This window comes from Rivihabitans pingtungensis, from assembly GCF_003201855.1.
GTDB lineage: Bacteria > Pseudomonadota > Gammaproteobacteria > Burkholderiales > Aquaspirillaceae > Rivihabitans > Rivihabitans pingtungensis.
In genome coordinates, this window is the sequence record NZ_QJKI01000033.1 from 1 (window position 1) to 21,469 (window position 21,469).

The following is a 21,469-nucleotide window of genomic DNA, read 5'->3' on the forward strand; positions in this document are numbered from 1 at the left end:
GTTTTGAATTCTTCAGCTGCCCAGTTCATGATGGCGCTCGTCGGTGAGAAAGGCTTGCATCTTACGGTGACTGGCTACTTGTGTGTAATGGGATGACTTGGCACAGCTAAATAAAATTCAGTGCAGCGGCTCTGACTGAGCAGTGAGCGCAAACAGCGCGAGTCGTGGCAAGGTTGAGCAATAACGCCAAGAGAATTTGGTCTGCGGCGCTGACAAACTGGGATGGCGCAAGCCGTTTTTAAGTCATTCGGTTTGCGCCATCTCTTAGATCAACGGCGTTTCAGCCAGGCGCCCGGCCAGTAGGTCACCATCTCGGTGATATTGCCTTCGTTGAACGGGAAGGTCGGCTGGGTGTTGTCGAACTCCGGGTGCTGGGCGACAAATTCGTCGGCGGCGTTCTTCGGGTTGTTCCAGCTCCAGTCTTCCTGAGTGCGCGGGGCGTTGCCCAGCCAGTGCATGATGCCGTCGGTGGCCACGATGTAAGAACCCTGAGTGACCAGCGGCGCATAGGCCTCCAGTTCGCCCAGCACGTGTTCTTTGCTGTGGCAGGAATCCAGCACCACCATCACTGTGTCGCCCGGCTTGATCTGGGCCTTGACCTGCTCGACGATGTCCGGCGCGGTGGAGCTGCCTTCGATCAGGGTCAGATAGCTGCTCAGCTCGTGCGCTTCGATGGCGGCGCGATTGTGCGGGCGGATTTCGATGTCCACGCCGACCACCCGGCCCTTGCCCATGGCTTTGAACAGACTGGCGTAGAAAATCAGCGAGCCGCCGTGGGCGATGCCGGTTTCGATCAGCACATCGGGCTTGACCTGATAAATCACTTCTTGAATGCGCAGCATGTCTTCCGGCAGCTGAATCACCGGGCGGCCCATCCAGGCAAAGGAATACACGTATTTATTGTCCCAGCCGCTGCGCAGCCAGGCTTTGGAAATCACCGAAAACGCTTCGGCGGTGCCGATCGGGTAGCGCTGTTCGCCGGCAGCGGTGGTTTCGCTGACCCAGCCATTTTCCATATCGATCTGAATCATGGTCGTCCTTCAAGTGTTGCTAGAGTGGTGAGATGGCCGCGCCGGGCGTGGCGGGCGTCGGGGTGGCCGGCAGTAGCGCGGCCAGGCCGTCAAGCGGCGGCTGGGGGGCAAAACCGAATTCTTCGCGCAGGCGGCGGATGTCGATGGCCGGAAAATCCATGCGCGGCGCATCCGGCGTCACGCTGATGCGTGCGCCGGTCAGTGCGGCAATCGCCTGAACAATCTCGCCGTGGCGGGTTTGCTGGCCGCTGGCCAGGTTGTAGCAGCGCGCCCGGCCATGGCTGGCGATGCATTCCAGCATGCGGGTGACGTCGGCCAGGGCAATATAGTCTTTGGCCGAATCCAGGCTGCTATTGAGCTGGATGGCGCCGGTGGCCAGCGCTTCGCGCAGCAGGGCGTAAATAAAATTATCTGATGTCAGGTCGCCGCCCACGACATTGGACAGCCGCACCACCCGCACCGGTTTTTCCGGGCGATGGGCGGCGTGACACAGTGATTCACCCATCAATTTGGACAGGTTGTACAGCTGGTCTGGCGCTTCTGGCCGCACGGTCAACGGCGCGTCTTCATGGCCGGCGTTGCCGCCCAGGTAGACGCGGGTGGAGGACAGATAGGTCAGCGACGCAAACCGGCCTTCGGCCAGTAGCTGGCGCAGCACGCCCACATGGGCGTCCACGGTGTCCCACGGCCGGCTGCGAAAATCCGCTGTCAGGCCGATGCAGTACACCACGTGCCCGCGCAGGCTGGCGCTGAGTTCAGCGGGCGGCAGCTGACGCGCCGGGGAGTGCACCTCATGGCCGCGCGCGCGCAGCCATTGGCTTAAAGCCTGGCCGACAAAACCTTGTGCGCCCAGCACGGTAAAGACATGGGTGTTCATTCACGCCATCCAATCACGGTCAGCGGCTGGCCGGCGTTGATCGAGTAGGGGGCGATCTCGCCGCGCACCACGGCGCCCGCGCCAATCACACAGCCACGGCGCAGGATGGCGCCGTCCAGAATCACGCAGTTGGCGCCAATCCAGACGTCATCTTCAATGACAATGCCGCCCTTGCTCGGACGAAAACCTTGCTGGCGGATAGGGATGTCGCGGCGGCGATATTCGTGGTTGACCGGGGCAAAGGTGCAGTTGGCGGCAATCGCCACATCGTCACCAATCTGGATGCCGTTGCCGGTGTACAGCACACAACCGGAGTTGATCACCGTGCGAGCGCCAATAATCAGGTCGCCGCTGCCGCCAGCGGGCTTGATCTTGACAAAGGAATCCAGCACCGAGCGTTCGCCCAGCACGATGCGGGTGCCGCGCGTGGAGTCTTCGATATCGGCGAGCGCCGACACGCGGGCATCAGGATGCAGTTCAATCATGCAGATTCACTTGGGTAAGACGGATAACTGGCGTCGCGTTCCGACAAAATCGGCGCCGCCAGCGGCCAGTCGATGGCGAACGCCGGGTCATCCCAGCGCACACCGCAGCTGTGGCCAGGCACATAGGCCTGCGCCATCTGGTAAAACACTTCCGAGTGGTCTTCCAGGGTCTGAAAGCCGTGCGCCACGCCTTTGGGGATGTACAGCGTGCGGTGGTTGTCGGCCGATAGCTCCACCGCGTGCCAGCGCAGATAGCTGGGCGAGTCGCGGCGCAAGTCCAGGATCACATCGTAAATGCGGCCCTGGGTGACGCGCACCAGCTTGATTTCTTCGTGCGGGGCGCTTTGGTAATGCATGCCGCGCAGCGTGCCGCGCCGCTGGTTGAACGACACGCTTTGCTGCTGCATGCGTCCTTCCAGGCCGTGCGCGGCCAGGGTGTCCACGCACAGGCTGCGGGCAAAAAAGCCGCGCTCGTCGCTGATGGGCTGAATTTCCAGCAGCCAGGCGCCGGCAATCGGCGTTTCGGTCAACGTCACGCCACAAACTCCACGCGCGGAATCGGCACGGCAAAGCGCCCGCCCCATTCGCTGATATAGCTGTGTGCGGCGACGATTTCGTCCTTGAGGTTCCACGGCAGGATCAGCACGATATCGGGCTTGGCTTCGCGCAGTTTCTCCGGGGCGTACACCGGAATGCGGGTGCCGGGCAGCCAGGTGCCTTGCTTGTGCGGGCTGGCGTCCACGGTGAAGTCGATCAGGTCGGTGCGCACGCCGCAGTAGTTCAGCAGGGTGTTGCCCTTGGCTGGCGCGCCGTAGCCGGCCACGCGCAGGCCTTGCTCTTTGGCGTCGATCAAAAAGCGCAGCAGCGCGCGCTTGGTTTCGTCCACCTGGGCGGCAAAGCGGGCGTAGATGTCCAGCTCGTCCAGGCCGTCTGCGGCTTCTTTGTCGCGCACCGCTTGCAGGCCGGGCTGAGTGGCGTGCGGGCCATTGGCGTGCTGGGCAAAGATGCGCAGCGAGCCGCCATGGGTGGGCAGTTCTTGCACGTCGAACAGCGCCAGGCCGTGGTGGGCAAAAATGCGCTCCACCGCCAGCAGCGACAAATAAGAGAAGTGCTCGTGGTAGATGGTGTCGAACTGATTGTGGCGAATCAGGTTAAGCAGATGGGGGAATTCCATGGTGATCACCCCGCCCGGCTTGAGCGCCACTTTCAGGCCGCCGACAAAATCATTGATGTCCGGCACGTGGGCCAGCACATTATTGCCCAGCAGCAAATCGGCGGCATGGCCGGCGGCGACCAGCTCATGGGCGGTGGCGACGCCAAAGAACTTCACCCAGGTGGGGATGCCCTTGCCGATGGCCACTTCGGCGGTGTTGCCGGTTGGCTCCACGCCCAGCGCCGGGATGCCGGCGGCGACAAAGTTTTGCAGCAGATAGCCGTCGTTGCTGGCGATTTCCACCACCTGGCTGGCGGCGTTCAGGCCAAAGCGGGCGGTCATCACCTCGCTGTACTGACGGGCGTGCGCCAGCCAGCTGCTGGAGTACGAGGAAAAATAGGCGTATTCGTCGTTGAAAATATTTTCTGCGCGCTCGAATTCTTCCAGTTGCACCAGTTTGCAGCTGGGGCACACCCAGGCGTGCAGCGGGTAGAACATTTCCCCCTGATTCAGCCGCTCGGCTTTCACATAAGAATTGGACAGCGGCGACAGGCCCAGGTCGGCAAAAGTGTGGGTCAGCGGCGTATGACAGAAGCGGCAGTGACGGGACATGTGATTCACGCTTGGGAGTTAAGGTTGGGCGAGGGTCTGGTAGTCGGCAATCTGCGCCAGGCACACCTGGCGGGCGGATTCGCCATGACAAAGCACTCGACGATACCAGTCTACCGTGTGGTGCAGGGTTTTGTCGAAATCCCAGCGCGGACGCCAGCCCAGGCGCACGCGCGCCTTGCTGATGTCCAGCTTCAGCGTGCCGGCCTCGTGCAGCTTGTGCGGGTCGCCGCTGATGTTCAGCTGGCCCTGGCCCCAATGGCGGACAATGCCGGCGGCCAGTTCGCCCACCGGCACGGCGCCGCTGGATTCCGGGCCAAAGTTAAAGCCGCTGGCCAGTGCGCCTGCCGCATCGGCGTATTGCTGCTCGGCCAGCACCAGATAGCCGGACAAGGGCTCCAGCACATGCTGCCAGGGGCGGATGGCGCCGGGTGAGCGGATGTCGATGGGCTGTTCGGCCAGCAGCGCGCGGATGCAGTCCGGCACGATGCGATCAACAGCCCAGTCGCCGCCGCCAATCACATTGCCGGCGCGCGCCGAAGCCAGATGGATGCCGGCCTCGCGCATGAACGAGCGGCGGTAGCTGTCCACCACCAACTCGGCGCAAGCCTTGCTGTTGCTGTACGGATCGTGGCCGCCCAGTCGGTCGGTTTCCCGATAGGGGTATTCCCACTCGCGGTTGTCGTAGCATTTGTCGGTGGTGATCACCTGCACGACTTTCACCGAGCGCACGTGGCGGGCAGCTTCCAGCACATTGGCGGTGCCCATCACATTGGTGGCGTAAGTGGTCAGCGGGTCGGCGTAAGAGGCGCGCACCAGCGGTTGCGCGGCCAGATGCAGCACGATTTCTGCCTGGGCGCTGGCCAGCGCCAGCGCCACGGCGTCGGCGTCGCGGATGTCGGCAATCACCGAGCGCATGCCGTGGGCGACATCGGCCAAATCAAACAGCGCCGGTTCGGTGTCTGGCGCCAGCGCATAACCGGTGACATCAGCGCCCAGCTGTTGCAGCCACAGCGCCAGCCAACCGCCCTTGAAGCCGGTGTGGCCGGTCAGGAACACCTTGCGGCCGCGCCAGAAGGCTGGGTTGGGCAACACCGGCGCGGTCATTTCCAGACTTTCCACGGCGCGGTTTTGCTCTGCCACAGATCTTCCAGCAGGTTTTTCTCGCGCAGGGTGTCCATGGCTTGCCAGAAGCCGTCGTGCTGATAGGCACGCAACTGGTCTTCACCGGCCAGGGTAATCAGCGGCTCTTGTTCCCAGGTGGTGTCATCGCTGTCGATGTAGTTCAGCACCTTGGGCGAGAGCACAAAAAAGCCACCATTGATCCAGCCGCCATCGCCTTTGGGTTTTTCCTGAAAGCCCAGCACGGCGTCGCCGTCCATGGCCAGCGCGCCATAGCGGCCCGGCGGCTGGATGGCGGTGACGGTGGCCAGCTTGCCGTGGGCGCGATGGAATTCCACCAGTTTGCCGATATCGATATCGGCCACGCCATCACCGTAGGTAAAGCAGAAGTCGTCGTCATCCAGATATTCGCGCACCCGACGCAGACGGCCACCGGTCATCGAGCTCTCACCAGTATTGACCAGAGTGACCTTCCAGGGCTCGGCGCTCTTGTGATGGACATGCATCTGGTTGCTGCTCATGTCGAAGGTGACGTCAGACATGTGCAGAAAATAATTGGCAAAATATTCTTTGATCATGTAGCCCTTGTAGCCCAGGCAGATCACGAAGTCATTGATTCCATAGTGGGAATAGATCTTCATGATGTGCCACAGAATGGGCTTGCCGCCGATTTCGATCATCGGCTTGGGGCGCAGGTGGGATTCTTCACTGATGCGGGTGCCAAAGCCCCCGGCGAGGATGACGGCTTTCATAAGGGTCTACTATCACAAATCACATGGTTGAATTGGGGTTACACTCTAACACAAGCATATGCTGGCGCTGAATGAGCGGGTCCAGCGTCAAGTGGTATGCAATTGTGTTTGTGTTTTACGCTCTTTTTGTATATCGGTCATGTGTTGAAAAAATGAACGTAATACATGGCATGATTGTGCATACGACGAGGGTGATGCCTGGGTAGACCTTGTGTGTCAAGAAGAAAGCATGGTGGCCAGCCAAGCACGTACGTCTGGAGATTCCTTCAATTCCAGGCTTTGCTGAAACTGGTGAGCTGCGGCTTGGGGGTTGCCGAGTAGCAAAGATAGGTTACCTAATGCGCTCAAGCAGTCAGCAAGAACACTGTGCTTTTCTTCCTGCTGTAAGCGCAGAACGGCCTGTTCTAGAGCATGGTGTGCCTGTTCCAGACGTTGCTCTCCCAACAGCAGGCATAGACCGATTCCATACCATGCTTCGCCACTTTCCTGCCAGCGTGCGCACACCATCTGATAAGCAGATAAGGCATCAGCATACGACTGTTTTTCTAGCAACATTTGGCAAAGTGATAGCGCTTCGTGTTTTTCTTGGGCATTTTTTCTGGCTGCCGATGAGGCGGGACTGTCGCACCAAGCTTGCCAGCTTTGACGCAAGGCACTTTCAAAGTGTCGGGTAAATCCCATGGTGTCCATCAGCGGACTGTGTTCCATTTCTGTGCGTAGCGCGGCGCGCTGGGCATTGAGGCGTTGTGGATCACTGGCTAAACGATGGGCGATATCGACAAAAGCTTCAGCGTCGTGGGCAACCCATTCAGGATGTCCCAAGTGAGTGAGCACTGATGCGCCAATTCTCGAGAAAAATGCATCTCCGGCTAGGCTGACGACTGGCACCCCCATCCACAAGGCATCCAGCGTCGTTGTGCCAGCATTGCATGGCCATGGATCCAGTGCAATGTCGATACGATGGTAAATCTGATACTGAGGACTATGCTTGCGTGGAATAAGGCGCAACCGTTCGGCAGGCAAGCCTGCGCAAGCAAAGCGTTGATAGAGCCGCTCTGCAATCTCCGGCTCTTCCAGCCCAGTGGATTCGAGTAGCAAGATGGCTCCTGGGGTGGCCAGCACCACCTGACTCCATAGCTGTAGGGTAACGTCTGTCAGACGGACAATATTACTGGCTGAGCCAAAAGTAATATAGCCTTGTGTCAAGCATGGTGCCTGACCTGGCTGATACGCCGGGTCGTGATACTTTTCTGGCGCATCCACCAAGGGCGTATAACTGCAGAATGGGCCGGGGAGATAGCGTAACCGTTCTGTGTAAAGGCTTTGGCGCTGCGGTGTCGCTGGATCAGCTATATAATCGGTAATACGCCAATCAATACACGAAAGCCCTGTGCTATCTGGATAGCCCAGCCAGGTCAATTGCACTGGGGCTGGTTTACGAGCCAGCGCTTCCAAAAGATTATTTTTGGTGTGTCCGGCCAGATCAATAGCAATATCGATACAATCTGCGCGCATTTGCGCTACGACGGCATCGGCACTGGCCCCATAGGTGTGTCGCCAATGATCTGCGAAGTGATTCATATAACGCTGGGTCAGTGCATCATGCGTGTCACCGTTATAGTAACAGTATACTTCGAATTGCGCATGATCCTGATGAAGCCTCAGACTTTCAGTGAAATAGCTTGATGCATGGCGGCAGAAATCTCCTGATAGGTAAGCAATGCGCAATTTGCGTTCAGGCTCAGGACTATTTAGATGGGGGGCAGGGCGAGCTTGGGCACGCTCCATCTGCTGGCGATAGCGCTTTAAAATCTGCTGACGCTCTTTGGTAGGAGAGCCCGCATAAATCATGGACATCAACAATGGGCCATACACCAGGGTTTGTCCTGGTGAGTGACGCAATGCATGCTGGGCAATTTTTACCGCTTGGGCAGCATCACCACGTAAACCGTACAACTGGGCAAGGTTCAGGGCTGCCATACTACTAGAATCAAGCGACAAAGCCTGTTCGCTGGCAGCGATCGCTTCGCTAATTCTATTTTGCCGAGAAAAAAGCAAGCCAAGATTCCCGTGCGCACATGCCAATCGAGAATCAATAGATAAGGCCTGGCGAAATGCATCTTCGGCCTGTGGCAGTTGATTACGATATAAATACAGACAACCGAGTTCATTCCAGGCGTTGGCATTGCTTGGTTGTAAACTCACCAGCATGTGATAGCTTTGGATTGCGGCCTCTAGGGCACAAACGGTTTCCGATAAGGCAAACACATGTTGATAGGCATACTCAGCAAGAGATGCCGCCACTGCAGACCACGCGTTAGCGTTCTTTGGGCTGAGATGTATCTCGTCCAGTTGGGAGCGTAGCGCATGCTGCAAAGTATCAGGAAGCAAAGAGGCATCAAACATGGATAGGCTGCTTTCGAGCTAACGTCATGTGGCCGCGCAACAAGCAGCCACATGACATCAGATGATCACAGCTTCTCAGACGGCAGTTGGCATAGCCTAAGAAGCTGTGAGTGTATGTGCGTGAATCAGCAGTAGACTAGCAATCAATGAAGAGCGCCTGTCAGTTCTGTGATCCAGCCACGTACTTGCTCTGAGTCTTGCAATGTCTGTGCATGTTGCCAGCAAGCCAGAGCTTGCTCTGAGTTACCTTGGCTCAAATAAGCTTGCCCAAGTGTGATTAAACAATTTGCCAGCAAAGAGTGCCCATTCTTCATCATGGCGGAGAGTGCTCGAGTGAGCAGTTGCTCTGCCAACTGGGGTTGATCGCGCAGCAAAGCATTCAAGCCCAAGCCATACAGAGCCTCCATACAGTTGGGCCAATTCGCCAGCACAGCCCGGTAACCCTCCCATGCCTCAACATACGCCTCCTGCTCCATCAGCGTATGGCACAATTGCAAGGCGTTTTGTTCATTCATGTGGCTATGTGCTGCTGCCGACTGCGGGCTATCGCACCAAGTTGTCCAGGCCTCTTTCAGTTTTGCCTCAAAGACTTTGGTATAAGCCACTTCATTCATCAATGTCGACTGACGCATCATTTCGCGAAGATTTTTGCGCTGAGCATGGCGCTCATCAGCAGACTGTTGCACCAACGCAATAATTTTATTCACATACTCTTCTTCGGAAGAAGCGATCCATTCGTCTAACTTTAACTGGGTCAGAATAGATGCCCCAATGCGCTGGGCAGGTTTAGAACCTGCTAGCGTGACCAATGGGACCCCCATCCACAAAGCATCCAGTGAATTCAACCCTTGATTACAAGGGAGTGTATCCAGTGCAATATCCACAATCTGATACAAACGTAACATCGAGTTGATGCCTGCTGCCCCAGGCGTGATCACACGAGAGGCCTCTACGCCATACTCAGAGAGAACCTGACACACATGCTCAAGAACATGCTGGTTGGTCAGCAGCAGCTTTGATTCTGGCACAGCCAGCAGTACTTTTGCCCACAACCGTAAGCTTTCCTGAGTCAATGCAATATTGTCGCAGATCGCGCCAAAGGTAAAATAGCCCTTTTCTTCTGCAGGTGCCGGCTGTGGCGCAAAGATTGCCATACTGTGCCATTCTGGATTGCTGGCGAATGGACGATATACACAAAAGGCCTGATCCTGCATGAACAACGGCTTTTCAGTATACAGCGAGACATCCGACGACTCTGTGCTTAGCACCGTGTCAGTAATAATGTAGTTCATATTGGGCAATCCAGTACTCCCGGGGTTACCCAACCATTTGATCTGAACAGGGGCTGCCTGACGGGCAAACGCGGTCAGGAAGTTTTGTTTTTGGTGCCCATCCATGTCGATCAAGATATCAATTTGGTCATCAATAACCAACGCATGCATTACTTCTGCATCAATCCCTCGGGTAAAGCGCCAATTTTCTGTTCCCACCACCCGGTGCAGATGCTGTGCCACCTGATCGTAATGATCCCCATTGTGGTAAACCAGAATGTCGAAATCGCCTCGGTTGATCAGCTCGAAAACAGGAAGCGCCATATGGGCAGTCGCTGTGGTATGTGAAAAAGCTGATACAAAGCCAATACGCAATTTACGCCCTGGCACGGGTAAGTTCAGGTGCTGTACATGCTCTGGGTCAACCGATTGAGTCGCCTGCGAGAACTGCGCTTGCAATGCTTTATACTGTGCCGATTCAATCTGATAGTAGTCCAGATGGCAAAACAACTGACTTAAAGCTTCCGGTGAAGTCGGCTGTTTTTGCACCGCAATAAAATCATAGCGAACTGCATTCGAAATATTTCCACGCAGAATGTTCAGTTTGGCTAATGTCAACTCGGCAAGATTAAGGTTTGTCTCAGGATGCGTCTCAAGCAAATTACTCAAGATTTCATTTGCATGGACAAAGTTGAAACGCGCCATCGACAGTTGCGCCAAAATGATATTGGCATCATAGTTCAAGGGGTCAAGCTTGAGTACACGCCGCGCGGCCACTTCCGCCTCAGAAGGGCGGTTGCGGTAATATTGAAGCTGCGCCAGTTTAATCCAGGCATTCTGGTGCTTAGGTTCCTTTTCCAAAACATGTTGCATCAACGAAATCGCTTCATTGAACTTCTGGCTCGTGTCTTCTGAAGCTAAACTTTGGCGCTGACCTTGTGCTTGCAGGTATTCAGCAAGCAGGCAGTATGCATCCAGTGCATCGGGATATTGTTCACATGTTTTACGTAGCAGAGCTTCGGCATCACTGTCACGTCCGAGTTGCTTCAATACCATTGCCAGGCCAGTTGCATGCTCACAAATCTCTGGTTGTTGCTGATATGCCTGGGCGAGTGCTTCAAACGCCATCTCTGGCTGTGCCGTATGCAATAAAGCAATACCATTAAAATAATGCAACTCAGGACTACCAGGCGCATCGGCCAGCATAGCCTGGCTTTTTTCCAGAAGAGCGAGCCAGTTTTTCTCTTTGCACAATGCGTCTAACTCACGCCATTGAACCGACCGGACTTCAGGCTCTGCAGCGGATACAACATACCCATCAGTTGCTGATTCTCCGCCGTCCAAGTCTGGCGTATAAGTCTCTCCATGCTGGGTTGCGCACCAAGCCCGCCACATCTCTCGATAAGCACGCTCAACCTTGCGGGTAAACCCAACTTCGTCCATGAGTGGAGAGTTTTCTACTTCTGTACGCAGTGTTTGCCGAATGTGGTCCAGCGCCTCAATATCAGATGCCAGCTCCGTGGCAATACGAACATATTCATCCGGTGATTCAGTGGCCCATTCAGGGTGTCCGATGTTCGTCAGCGCAGTCGCGCCAATACGCGACATGAAGCGAACTCCGTTCAGGCTAACCACTGGCACGCTCATAAATAATGCATCACATGTTGTGGTGCCACCATTGCAAGGGAATGGGTCCAGCACAATATCAATGTCATGATACAACGAATATTGGCGATTTTTTGCTTTATTGGACAGAATCACTCGGTGCATGGCCACACCATTGGACTCAAATCGCTCGGTCAGTCGATTTCGTGTGAACTCACTGTCCGCATCACTGACTTCAATCAATAGCATTGCCGTCGGTGAATTATCTAGCACCTTGGCCCACAACCTCAGCGTATAATCAGTGACTTTGGCAATATTGTTGCAACAACCAAACGTGATATAGCCATTTTTCTTGGCTGGCGTCGGTCGAATATCCAGATCGCCATTAACCAAACGCTCAGGTGCCGCAATAGACGGCCGGTAAGCGCAGAACATGCCTGGAATTCTGACCAAGCGCTCAGTATTCAAATGCTCAGTGGTGCCTTTAGGTTCGACAATGGCATCTACAATTCGGTAGTCAATGCTGGTCAGCCCTGTCGAAAATGGGTAGCCAAGCCAAGTAGCCTGAATCGGAGCTGGCTTGCGTGCGAATACTTCCAATTGATTGCCGCCCGTATGCCCAGAAAGATCAATCAAGATATCAATCTTGTCATCAATGATTTTTTGGACAAACTCTTCTGTAGTTCTCCGATTCAGTGGAGTCCAGCGTGTTTCTTTCTTGTATTGATCACTCACCACACCAGGCAGGTCTCTGACGGCATAGGTAATTACCTCGAACCGTTGCTTATCATGTCGAGTAATCAGCGGAAGCGCAAAGTATGAAACCGAGTGGTTAAAGAAATCTGCAGACACATAGCCGATTCTGAGTTTACGCTCAGGATCTGCAACATTGGTGTGCTTTGGCCAGTAGGGGATGTAAGGTGTTTCATATTGGCTAGCATATTTCTTGCACCACATGAACAATTCATCCTGCTCAACCTCTTCGCTGTACACCATATCCAACAGCATATTGCTAAATGCCGCCGCAATATCAGGAAAGTCGGCAACAATTTTCTTGTACTCCTGAATAGCTTTAAGGCTATTTCCTGTCGCCTTATAGATGCTGCACAACAACATACGCGCATTGAGTGCGTCTACTTCAGCGGGAGGGCAATGCTCAAGATAGGCTTCTGCATACATCTCCGACCGCATGAATTCATTGCTATAAAATAATGAGTAGCTAATATGAATTAATGACTGAAAGCTCATCGGATTGAATTCGAGCGATTTTTCAAACCAATAAATTGCATCATCGTAGGCATGTGTTTTCTCATTACACAAACCCATATGAAAACACAATTCGCCTTTACGGTAAGCATCTTCAGTCAGGTGGATTGCCAGCTTGAACCACAAAATCGCTTGTTTATAATTTTCTTTGTTATACGCACAAATTCCAAGATTGTGACAAATACTTGGATTGTTGGGCGAACTCACGAGCGCCTTCTGAAAACCAGCCTCTGCTTCATCATATCGCTTCATGGCGATATACAGTTTTGATTGATTGTACAGAGCATCCAGCAAGCCAGGGGATAACTGCAGAGCCTCTGCAAAAATTTGCTCTGCCTCAGTGAACTGACCCGCTCTCGTTAATGCATTAGCCAATACATTTTTCAAATGTGGGCTACTGGGGTTGATTTCCACAGCAGCCCGGCAGTATTGCAGCGCCTCTGACAGCTTATGAGGATCAGCCTGCTCGCTCAATGAAATCCCAAGCATTTGCAGGGCGGCATCCAGCTTGGGCTCTACCTTAACAATTTCTCTTGCTAGCGGCTCCGCTGCAATGAATTCATTTTTATCGAGCAATGCACTTACTTGACGGAGAGCTTGCTCAACACTCAGTCGCTTGCCTCGGTAAATCAGGGTGGAGTTGGAGTTTGTCATGAATTAATTTCCCCGAAATATTAAACAGTGGGCTTCCTTACTGCATGCAGGCAGTTAGTATTATGAGGAAGCAGGCTTATGGAAGCGGCTTTTAAGAGCCTAAAGACAATTCGCGAGTCTTTTTCGATGTGTTAAGTCACTTTTTTACTGAATACACCAAATCAGGAAGCACTGAGCGTGATAAGAAATTCTTCCATGCTAGTCAGAATGCTAACTTGACGTCAAGCCTTTGCGTTTCTGCTGTACCGCCACGACAGCCCCACTCCTGCAGTCACAATAGTTGTCGCCTCCATAGAACAAACCCAACACCCTCAACCCAGGCGCGATAAGGAAACACCACCGTAGCCAGAATAACGGACAAGCATTCAAAGACAATGCAGAGGCAAGATTGCAGCCACCACAAAGTACCCCCACCCAAGTCGTCGCACGCGAATTCAAGCATCTCCAGCGCCACACTTGAGCACTGCCGCGCGCAAGCACTGTACACGCCAACCCATCAGCACAGCTAGACAACCGACGCCCGTTTCGAGACCATGCAGGTGACCGCCGAGCTGAACGAAACTGCCAAGAGCGCCTGGTGTCGCGAACATGGCTTTGCTCCTCAAGAGCTCGAACAATGCCGCCAGTCTGCCACACAAGTGCTGGCTGCCCCTGAAGAAGCTCGCGCCTCCCGCGCTGACACCAAAGCTGACCGGCAACGCATCAAGACGCTGTCGCGCGAGCTTCGGTGCAAGGACCAAGCCCTGCAGATGATTTAGCCATGCGGTGTATCAGCAGGCAGGAGAACGCAACCCAGCGCCTTGATCAAGAGACACACGCAATAGTCGCCGCTGGAGGCTGTGGTGCTAAATCCGGAGCGGGATGCGGTGATCGACACTCATTGGCCAGCGAGGATACCGGCCACTTGCTGGCTTGGGTCAGCTGACAGCTATGTTGACTTGTTCTGTTTGTGTAAAGGGCTGCATCATCGATCTGAATAGGTCGTAACTTACATCATGCATCATGGCGTAGGGATCACTACACGAATGCCAGCAACGAGCCAAAAACGCACTGAGCCGCCAAACCTGGGTGCACCCCGGGGCTAAAGTTCGGCGCTGATTGGTCGATACAGTAGTATGTTGTGGGCGCTCAGCTTCAACCAAGTTAAGTGTGTCGCACTGTCAGCGCCAGAGAGGCGCCCAGTATAAAACGTTGATTTTACGTAGCAAAGACGCGCAGCCTTTTCAGGATTATTTTGCAAAGGCACTTAGCTGCACGTTGGTAGCCAAACCCCTTGTTGTCCAGATCGGTTCCGGCGGTTGAATCCGATGGAGAAGCTAAGATCATGATTGTTAACTCAAATGCAAATTCTTTATTTTCTCGCCGTGCGATCAACGGAACAGCCCGTCCGCTTGAAGTAGCCACAGCGCGACTGGCCTCTGGTTTACGTATCAATGTGGCTGCTGATGATGTAGCAGGCCAAGCCATCGCCGGGCGTATGACTTCGCAAGTAAACGGCCTGGCTCAGGCCAAACGCAATGCCAATGACGGGGTGTCGATGGCGCAAACGGCAGAAGGTGCGTTGCAGCAATCTTCTGATTTGCTGCAACGCATTCGTCAACTAGCCGTACAATCAGCCAATGGCACAAATAGCAACTCAGATCGCTTGTCTTTGCAGGCTGAAGTCGATCAGTTGGTCTATGAGTTTGATCGTGTCTCTAAAGATACCGAATTCAATACCCGCAAACTGCTGGATGGTTCCTCGCTGAACACCAATCTGCATGTGGGGGCAAACAGCAACCAAAATATCACGCTGGGTGTACGCTCCACTCGGGCAGCTGACCTGTACAGCTACACCATGGGGTCAGAAGTGACTTCAGTTAACTCCATGCAAGCGGCGCAGACAGCTACCTCTGACGGTAGCATCAGCCAACGCAACCGGTTGCAGACACAAAATCTTACCGTGGCCAGCAAGGGTATGACTGGCACCGTTGTGTTGCAGGCAGGCACCTCAGCCAAAGAGGTGGCTAGCCGAATCAATAATGCCCTGACGAATAAACAAGGCTTGGTTTCTGCTCGAGCAGAAACTTACGCCATGATGACGCTATCTGGTACGGATACTGCGTCGATTGATTTCAAACTCAATGGTGTCTCGATCCAGTCTTATTCGAGCCGATCCGATATGGATCTCGACGATTTGGTGCTGTCGATCAATAGCGCGAGTAGCGCCACCAGGGTTGTTGCCAGCAAGCAACAGCTCGCTGGAGGCGGTTTTGGCGTGTTGCTGCATGCTGCGGAAGGGGATGATATTTCCTTGCAGCAGGTAACAGTAAGAACGGGGAGCGCAGGGGCCATCGGAACGGTAGGCGTACAAGGAATGTACGATACGGGTTCGACCAGTGGCCTGGCCAATGTGGGGGCTGCTGTGTCTTTGATCGCAGGTAATGCCACCTCGAACCGAAACACCACCGTGGGTGGGCGCGTGCTGATGATCAGTGACGCTGCTTTCAGTCTGGTGCATTCGGCAGCAGGCTCTACCGGGGGATTTTCGGCTTACGCGTCAACATCAATTGTTGCGTGCGACAAAGGCCCCACCTTGCTTCAAGCCGACATTTCTACCACCTACGGCAGCAATACAACCATCGGCCTGGTGGACGCGATCCTGGGGCGAATTTCAATGTATCGCGCATCATTGGGCGCCATGCAGAACCGCTTGGGAGCTACCCAAGAATTTCTCTCCTCGGGCGGTGAAAGCATCAGCGGTGCACGAAGCCGAATCAATGATGCTGATTTTGCCCAAGAGACGGCTAATTTGGCACGTATCCAAGTCACACAACAAGCTGGTATGGCCATTCTGGCGCAGGCCAACACTGCGCCTCAGCGAGCGCTGGAGTTGTTGCGTGGCTAGTGCTGGAGCGGCTTGCTTCGTGGTTGCTGTATCGTTTTAGTGTCGTACGAAAAAGTTGTAAAAAAGTTGGAAAACCGGCTCAAGTTCTCGTCGAGTGGGTCGAAATCAAGGATGACGGCGGGTTAATCGTTCTTGAGACGGTCAACGCTCTGAAGATCCGCACGATCAACGTTACCCAATTTCAAGCTCTATTCAAGGAGTTGCATCATGATCATCAATTCGAACATTTCCTCGCTCAATACCCAACGCAAGCTGGCCAGCACCAATGTTGGCCTGAGCACCACCATGGAACGCCTGTCGTCCGGCTTGCGCATCAACAGCGCCAAGGATGATGCAGCTGGTCTGGCTATCAGCGACCGCATGACTTCGCAGATCAACGGCCTGAACCAAGCTCGCCGTAACGCTAACGACGGTATCTCGGTTGCTCAAACTGCAGAAGGCGCACTGCAAACTTCTACCGACATTCTGCAACGTGTGCGTACTCTGGCCGTGCAATCTGCCAACGACACCAACAGCACCTCGGACCGCAAAGCCCTGCAAGCTGAAGTGGATCAGCTGCTGCAAGAATTCGACCGCGTGGCTACCACTACCCAGTTCAACGGCCTGAATCTGCTGAACGGTGACTTCTCCAAAACCCAGTTCCAAGTGGGTGCCAACGCCAACCAGACTATCACTTTTGGTATCAACTCGACCAAAACCGCTGATATGTCGAACTTCAACACCGCAGGTACGGTGAGCACCACCTTGGCTAACACCATGATGCGTGCACAAACTCAAAGTGCCTCCGGTGGTACCGCAACCCAGAACGGCTTTGTCAGCCAAACCCTCACCATCCGTTCGCGTGGCGTTGAAGGCACCGTTGACCTGGGCGCCAACGGTTTGTCGGCCAAGGAAATTGCTACCCGCATCAACGCCGTGCAAAACAACACCGGTGGTGTGACTGCTCGTGGCGAAACCTACGCTTACATGGCGCTGGGCACTGGCACCCAAACCACCACTGTTGACTTTACCCTGAACGGCGTGAGCATCCAGGCGTACAGCTCGAATGCAGGTAGCGATGTGGATGGCCTGGTGACTGCCATCAACGATGCTTCTGGCAAAACTGGCGTGGTTGCCAAGAAGGTTGACCTTCCGGGCTCCTCCGGCACCTATCGTGTTGAGCTGTTTGCTGCCGACGGTAGCGACATCAAGATCAACAACGCTTCGGTCAGCACCCAGCAGAGTGGTGGTGGTAGCTGGAACACCTCGAACATTCTGACCGTGCAAGGCGCTTATGACAGCAACGGCACGATCACTGCTGTGGGCGCTGCTGCAGCTGGCACCACCGCTACCGGCGGTGCAACGCTGGGTGGTACGGGCCAAGCCACGACCGTGGGTGGTCGCGTGTTCTTCACCAACGACGTGGCATTCACCGTGCAAACGAGTTCAGCATCAGCCACTAACGGCCTGCTGAACGTCTCGGCTACTGGTCAAGTTATCGGTGGCGCCAAGGATCAGCCGTTGTCTGGTATCAGCATCTCTACCGCTCTGGGCGCCAACAAGTCCTTGGCTGTGCTGGATGCTGCCCTGTCGCGTATCTCCAGCGAACGTGCAAAGCTGGGTGCACTGCAAAACCGCTTCCAGATGACCGTGGAAAACCTGCAAACCACCGCAGAAAACCTGTCTGCTTCCCGTAGCCGCATCAAGGATGCTGACTTCGCAGAAGAAACCTCCAACCTGTCGCGCTGGCAAGTGCTGCAGCAAGCTGGCACCGCGATGCTGTCGCAAGCTAACCAGCGTCCGCAATCGGCCCTGCAACTGCTCCAGTAATTTCTTATACTGGATTAGCCAGTCGCTGACTGAAAAACCCGGCGGGCTTTGCCCGCTGGGTTTTTCTGCGAGAACACCCTGTCTTGACGGAGGTTTTCTATGTCTAGTATTCCTGCTTCTTCTTTTGTTCCGGCCGCCTCCACGCTGGCCAATACTGATTTTCCTCGCAGTTTGTCCGCTTCGTTGACCAGTGCGCCTACCGTGGCTGTGTCAAGTCAAGCGGTGCAGGCTCTGGCCAGTAGCCAACAGCAAGAATCTTCTGGTGATGCACTCAAGGCCGCACGTCTGCGTCAAGAGCTACGTGATGTCCAGCGTGAAGAAAAAGACATCATGCGTGAGCTTGATGAGTTGGAGGATGATGACGGCACCAGCGTCTATGCGTAGAATCGAGACTGTCGCTGTGTGTATCGATGCCAAGTTCAAGAAAAAGTGCTTGTCGAACGTTCGTCGACAAGCACTTTTTCTTTGCCTGTCTTGCGCAGATGTTACGCGCTTTTACTCAAGCAGTTGATGCCGGTGTCGATAAAGACATACGTCTATGACTGAGACGCCCATTGTGCGCGTCATCACTTGATGGGTGGCTTGCCTTTTGAAAAGCTACCAGTTACTCTGAATTCATATATTTTAGGAGACTGTTATGGGACTAACCGTAGGTGGGCTCGGCTCCGGGCTTGACACTGAGGGCATGATCACCAAGCTGATGGCGATTGAAGCGGCTCCCTTGACGCAACTTGAAAGCAAAGAAGTCAAGGCTCAAGCCAAAATTTCGGCGTGGGGAACGGTAAAAAGTGCTGTTGCTGAATTTCAGACTGCCACCCAGGCCATGCAGTCAGCCACAGCATTCAATTCGCTCAAAGGCACCTCTTCTGACGAGACTGTCGCATCGGTGACAACCACCTCGCAGTCCAAGGCGGGCAGTGCCTCTATTGCGGTGACTCAGCTGGCTCAAGCGGGCAAAACCATGCTGGCAGGAACATTCACGGCCGGCCAAACAATTAATACGCTTTCCACTGCCTCGACGATTACTTTGCAATTTGGCACTATCACGGGCGCTTCTGGCCCTACAGCTACTTTCACTCCTGATTCGAGTGTGACGGCTAAGGTGATCAATATTCGTGCCAATGCCACACTAGAGCAAGCAGTGGAGGATATCAATAAGGCTGCTGTTGGGGTGACAGCACGTACCGTCTCAACGCCGGCGGGGCTAAAAGTTGTGGTGGAATCCTTAAGTACTGGGGGTAAAACCGATATGCGCATTAACACCGGTACAGGCATCCTCAATTCTGGTAGCAATGCGTTTGGTGTGGATCCAACCTCTGTCGGTGCTGTTGGCACTGATTTGGTGCATGCTCAAGATGCGCAGTACACCATTGATGATGTGCCTATTTCATCCAAAACCAACACGATTACCGATGCTTTGTCCGGTTCGACCATTACCCTCAAAGGCGTATCAGCTGCGGGCAAAAAGGCCAACCTTACCGTAGCCACAGATACCAGTGGAGTGAAAACTCAACTGGAGGCATTTGTCAAAGCGTACAATGATCTGGATACCACATTGCGGTCATTGTCAGCTTATGGTGTGTCTCCGGGTAAAGGGCAGGCGCCGACTGGTGGCGGGGCACTGAGTGGCGATGCCACTATTCGTGCCATCCAGACCGAAATGCGTGCCATGTTCAACCAAGCGATCCCCGGTGCCCCTAAAGGCTATTCAAGCATGGTGGACATTGGCGTGACCTTTGCCAAAGATGGCAAGCTCTCGCTGGATAGCACTAAGCTGAGCACGGCGCTGACCAACAATCCGGATGGCGTTCGCCAGCTGCTGATGGGGCGGGCTCAGTTTTCGCAATCGGGTTTTACCGCGATCAATTCTAACTCGCTGACCAAAAGTGGCACGTCTACGATTGAGGTTACCAGTGTGCCAACCAAGGCCAAGCTGGTGGGCGGTGCTGTAGCTGCAACTTTTCCGGCCAACCTTACTGGCGCCAATGTGCTGAAGTTGAGCATTGATGGTACGCCGGTCACGGCTAATCTGGCGACTTCCTATGGCTCTGCTGCGGCAATGGCCGCTGGCATGCAGACCGCTATCAATACTAGTTTGCCTGCTGCCCGCCAAGTGACTGTCGCGTACAATGCCGGTAAGTTTGAAATCACCTCGGGCAAAACGGGCAATACCTCCAAGGTGGAAGTGCTCTCGGGCACTACGTTGTCTCCTAGTTTTGGCTTGACAGTGGGTTCGACGGTTTCGGGTACTTCACTGGCGGGTAAAATCGGTGGCGTTGCAGCATTGGCTGACGATGACAGCATGACACTGATCGGTGCAACCGGAAGTGGTGCTTCTGGCCTGAAGATTCGAGTCGATACGCCGACATTGGGCTCGCGTGGTTCGGTTTCCTTTGCGCGAGGCTTCGCATACAATTTGGGGGATACACTGTCCCGAGTCCTGTCGCTGAATGGTCCGATCGAAACGCGCAAGAGTGCGCTGAACAGTGATATTTCACGTATCAATGATCAGGTTGATCGCTTGAACGATAAGCTGGTGCGTATGGAAACTACTCTGCGCAAACAATTTACGGCGATGGACTCAACCGTTGGCAAGTACAATCAGCTGTCGACCTACTTGGATTCCCAGTTGAAAGCGCTGACTGGATCATCAAGTTAAGCTCGCAGGTTTTATCATTATCCAGGAACTGGTATGTCCACGAAACGCAACCCTTATGAAGCCTATAGCAAGACCTCTCTGGAGTCTGAGGTCGCCCAGGCCAGCCCACACAAGCTGATCCTGATGCTGTTTGATGGCCTGCTTAGTGCCATCAAACAGGCGAAAACCCATATGGAAGCCAGGCGCATTGCCGAAAAAGGTATGGCGCTGAGTAAGGCAGTCGCCATTTTGGAAGAAGGGTTGCGCAGTTCCTTGGATAAAGAAGTCGGCGGTGAGCTTGCCGAAAACCTCGATGCGCTCTATGAGTACTGCTCAGATCGCCTGATCGAAGCTAATCTGAAAAACAAGCCTGAACTGCTGGATGAAGTGGTCAAGCTGCTGACCCCGATTCGCGACGCGTGGGAAACCATCGGTCAACCAGGCTACTTGCAAGGCGAAGCGCCACAGCCTGCCGCTCAGCCTGCTGCAGAGGCTGCGCCGCCAGAAAACCGCAATTCTCCGCTGAGCTACGGCCATGTCTGAGTCTGATCAAGTTACGTTCAGTGATTGGTTAAAGGTTCTCACGCTGGCCCAGGAAGCCCATCAAGCAGCAGCGCAGGCAAACTGGGAACGTTTTCTGGAACTGGAAGACCAGTATGTGCAAGCTTTGCTGGCTACCCAGCGACAGCCTGTCGAGCTTGCCAATCTGGACGAAGCTCGCCGTGCAGCATTCACTGAGCTGGTCAAGCGCGTTATCGCACTCCATCAGGAGACCGTGCAATGGGCCGAAGCGCATCGTAATACGCTCGCGACTGAGTTAGGCATGGTTAACAAGCACAGCAAAGTGCTCAAGGCGTATGGTTGATTGGTCAGATATTCTAACGTATTGGCCGGGCGTGGCAAA

At 54.5% G+C, this 21,469-nt stretch carries 16 protein-coding genes; 7 read left to right on the forward strand and 9 right to left on the reverse strand.

What is annotated here, in order from left to right:
• Positions 1–269 precede the first annotated feature (269 nt).
• The 9 genes from DFR34_RS15675 to DFR34_RS15715 form a co-directional block, all read right to left on the reverse strand.
• Entirely contained in the window at positions 270–1,031 is a 762-nt protein-coding gene (locus tag DFR34_RS15675; RefSeq protein WP_110392098.1) for a cephalosporin hydroxylase family protein, read from the reverse strand.
• Positions 1,032–1,050: 19 nt separating this feature from the next.
• A complete protein-coding gene (locus tag DFR34_RS15680) occupies positions 1,051–1,908 on the reverse strand; it encodes an NAD-dependent epimerase/dehydratase family protein (RefSeq protein ID WP_110392099.1) in 858 nt (285 codons plus the stop codon).
• The gene (locus tag DFR34_RS15685; RefSeq protein WP_110392100.1) at positions 1,905–2,393 is read right to left on the reverse strand and encodes an acyltransferase; all 489 of its coding nucleotides are present in this window, start codon (positions 2,391–2,393) and stop codon (positions 1,905–1,907) included. The genes DFR34_RS15680 and DFR34_RS15685 overlap by 4 nt, the downstream gene beginning before the upstream one ends.
• Positions 2,390–2,929, reverse strand: coding sequence for a dTDP-4-dehydrorhamnose 3,5-epimerase (gene rfbC / locus DFR34_RS15690; RefSeq protein ID WP_211309457.1), 540 nt, complete (start codon positions 2,927–2,929; stop codon positions 2,390–2,392). Before rfbC ends, DFR34_RS15685 begins: the two co-directional genes overlap by 4 nt.
• Complete coding sequence (locus tag DFR34_RS15695) at positions 2,926–4,158, reverse strand: class I SAM-dependent methyltransferase (RefSeq protein WP_110392102.1); 1,233 nt, start codon at positions 4,156–4,158, stop codon at positions 2,926–2,928. Before DFR34_RS15695 ends, rfbC begins: the two co-directional genes overlap by 4 nt.
• A gap of 18 nt (positions 4,159–4,176) precedes the next feature.
• Positions 4,177–5,298, reverse strand: coding sequence for a CDP-glucose 4,6-dehydratase (gene rfbG / locus DFR34_RS15700; RefSeq protein ID WP_245906921.1), 1,122 nt, complete (start codon positions 5,296–5,298; stop codon positions 4,177–4,179).
• Positions 5,259–6,029, reverse strand: a complete 771-nt coding sequence (gene rfbF, locus DFR34_RS15705) for a glucose-1-phosphate cytidylyltransferase (protein ID WP_110392104.1) — start codon at positions 6,027–6,029, stop codon at positions 5,259–5,261. The genes rfbG and rfbF overlap by 40 nt, the downstream gene beginning before the upstream one ends.
• A 216-nt stretch (positions 6,030–6,245) precedes the next feature.
• Positions 6,246–8,435: an O-linked N-acetylglucosamine transferase family protein gene (locus DFR34_RS15710; protein WP_110392105.1), complete on the reverse strand. Its 2,190-nt coding sequence runs from the start codon at positions 8,433–8,435 to the stop codon at positions 6,246–6,248.
• A gap of 143 nt (positions 8,436–8,578) precedes the next feature.
• Positions 8,579–13,231: an O-linked N-acetylglucosamine transferase, SPINDLY family protein gene (locus DFR34_RS15715; protein ID WP_110392106.1), complete on the reverse strand. Its 4,653-nt coding sequence runs from the start codon at positions 13,229–13,231 to the stop codon at positions 8,579–8,581.
• Between the two features lie 533 nt (positions 13,232–13,764).
• On the opposite strand from DFR34_RS15715, the gene DFR34_RS15720 reads away from it, so the two are divergent.
• The 7 genes from DFR34_RS15720 (at position 13,765) to DFR34_RS15745 (ending at position 21,430) form a co-directional block, all read left to right on the forward strand.
• The gene (locus DFR34_RS15720) at positions 13,765–13,989 is read left to right on the forward strand and encodes a hypothetical protein (RefSeq protein ID WP_110392107.1); all 225 of its coding nucleotides are present in this window, start codon (positions 13,765–13,767) and stop codon (positions 13,987–13,989) included.
• Between the two features lie 566 nt (positions 13,990–14,555).
• Positions 14,556–16,118, forward strand: a complete 1,563-nt coding sequence (locus DFR34_RS15725; RefSeq protein ID WP_110392108.1) for a flagellin N-terminal helical domain-containing protein — start codon at positions 14,556–14,558, stop codon at positions 16,116–16,118.
• Positions 16,119–16,325: 207 nt separating this feature from the next.
• On the forward strand, positions 16,326–17,927 hold the full coding sequence (locus DFR34_RS17800) for a flagellin N-terminal helical domain-containing protein (RefSeq protein WP_110392109.1): 1,602 nt from the start codon (positions 16,326–16,328) through the stop codon (positions 17,925–17,927).
• Positions 17,928–18,026: 99 nt separating this feature from the next.
• Entirely contained in the window at positions 18,027–18,311 is a 285-nt protein-coding gene (locus tag DFR34_RS17005; protein WP_146215181.1) for a hypothetical protein, read from the forward strand.
• A gap of 253 nt (positions 18,312–18,564) precedes the next feature.
• A complete protein-coding gene (gene fliD, locus DFR34_RS15735) occupies positions 18,565–20,586 on the forward strand; it encodes a flagellar filament capping protein FliD (protein WP_110392110.1) in 2,022 nt (673 codons plus the stop codon).
• Positions 20,587–20,619: 33 nt separating this feature from the next.
• A complete protein-coding gene (gene fliS / locus DFR34_RS15740) occupies positions 20,620–21,108 on the forward strand; it encodes a flagellar export chaperone FliS (protein WP_110392111.1) in 489 nt (162 codons plus the stop codon).
• Positions 21,101–21,430 carry a flagellar protein FliT gene (locus DFR34_RS15745; protein ID WP_110392112.1) on the forward strand — a complete coding sequence of 110 codons (330 nt, stop codon included), beginning with the start codon at positions 21,101–21,103 and terminating at the stop codon, positions 21,428–21,430. The genes fliS and DFR34_RS15745 overlap by 8 nt, the downstream gene beginning before the upstream one ends.
• Positions 21,431–21,469: the final 39 nt, after the last annotated feature.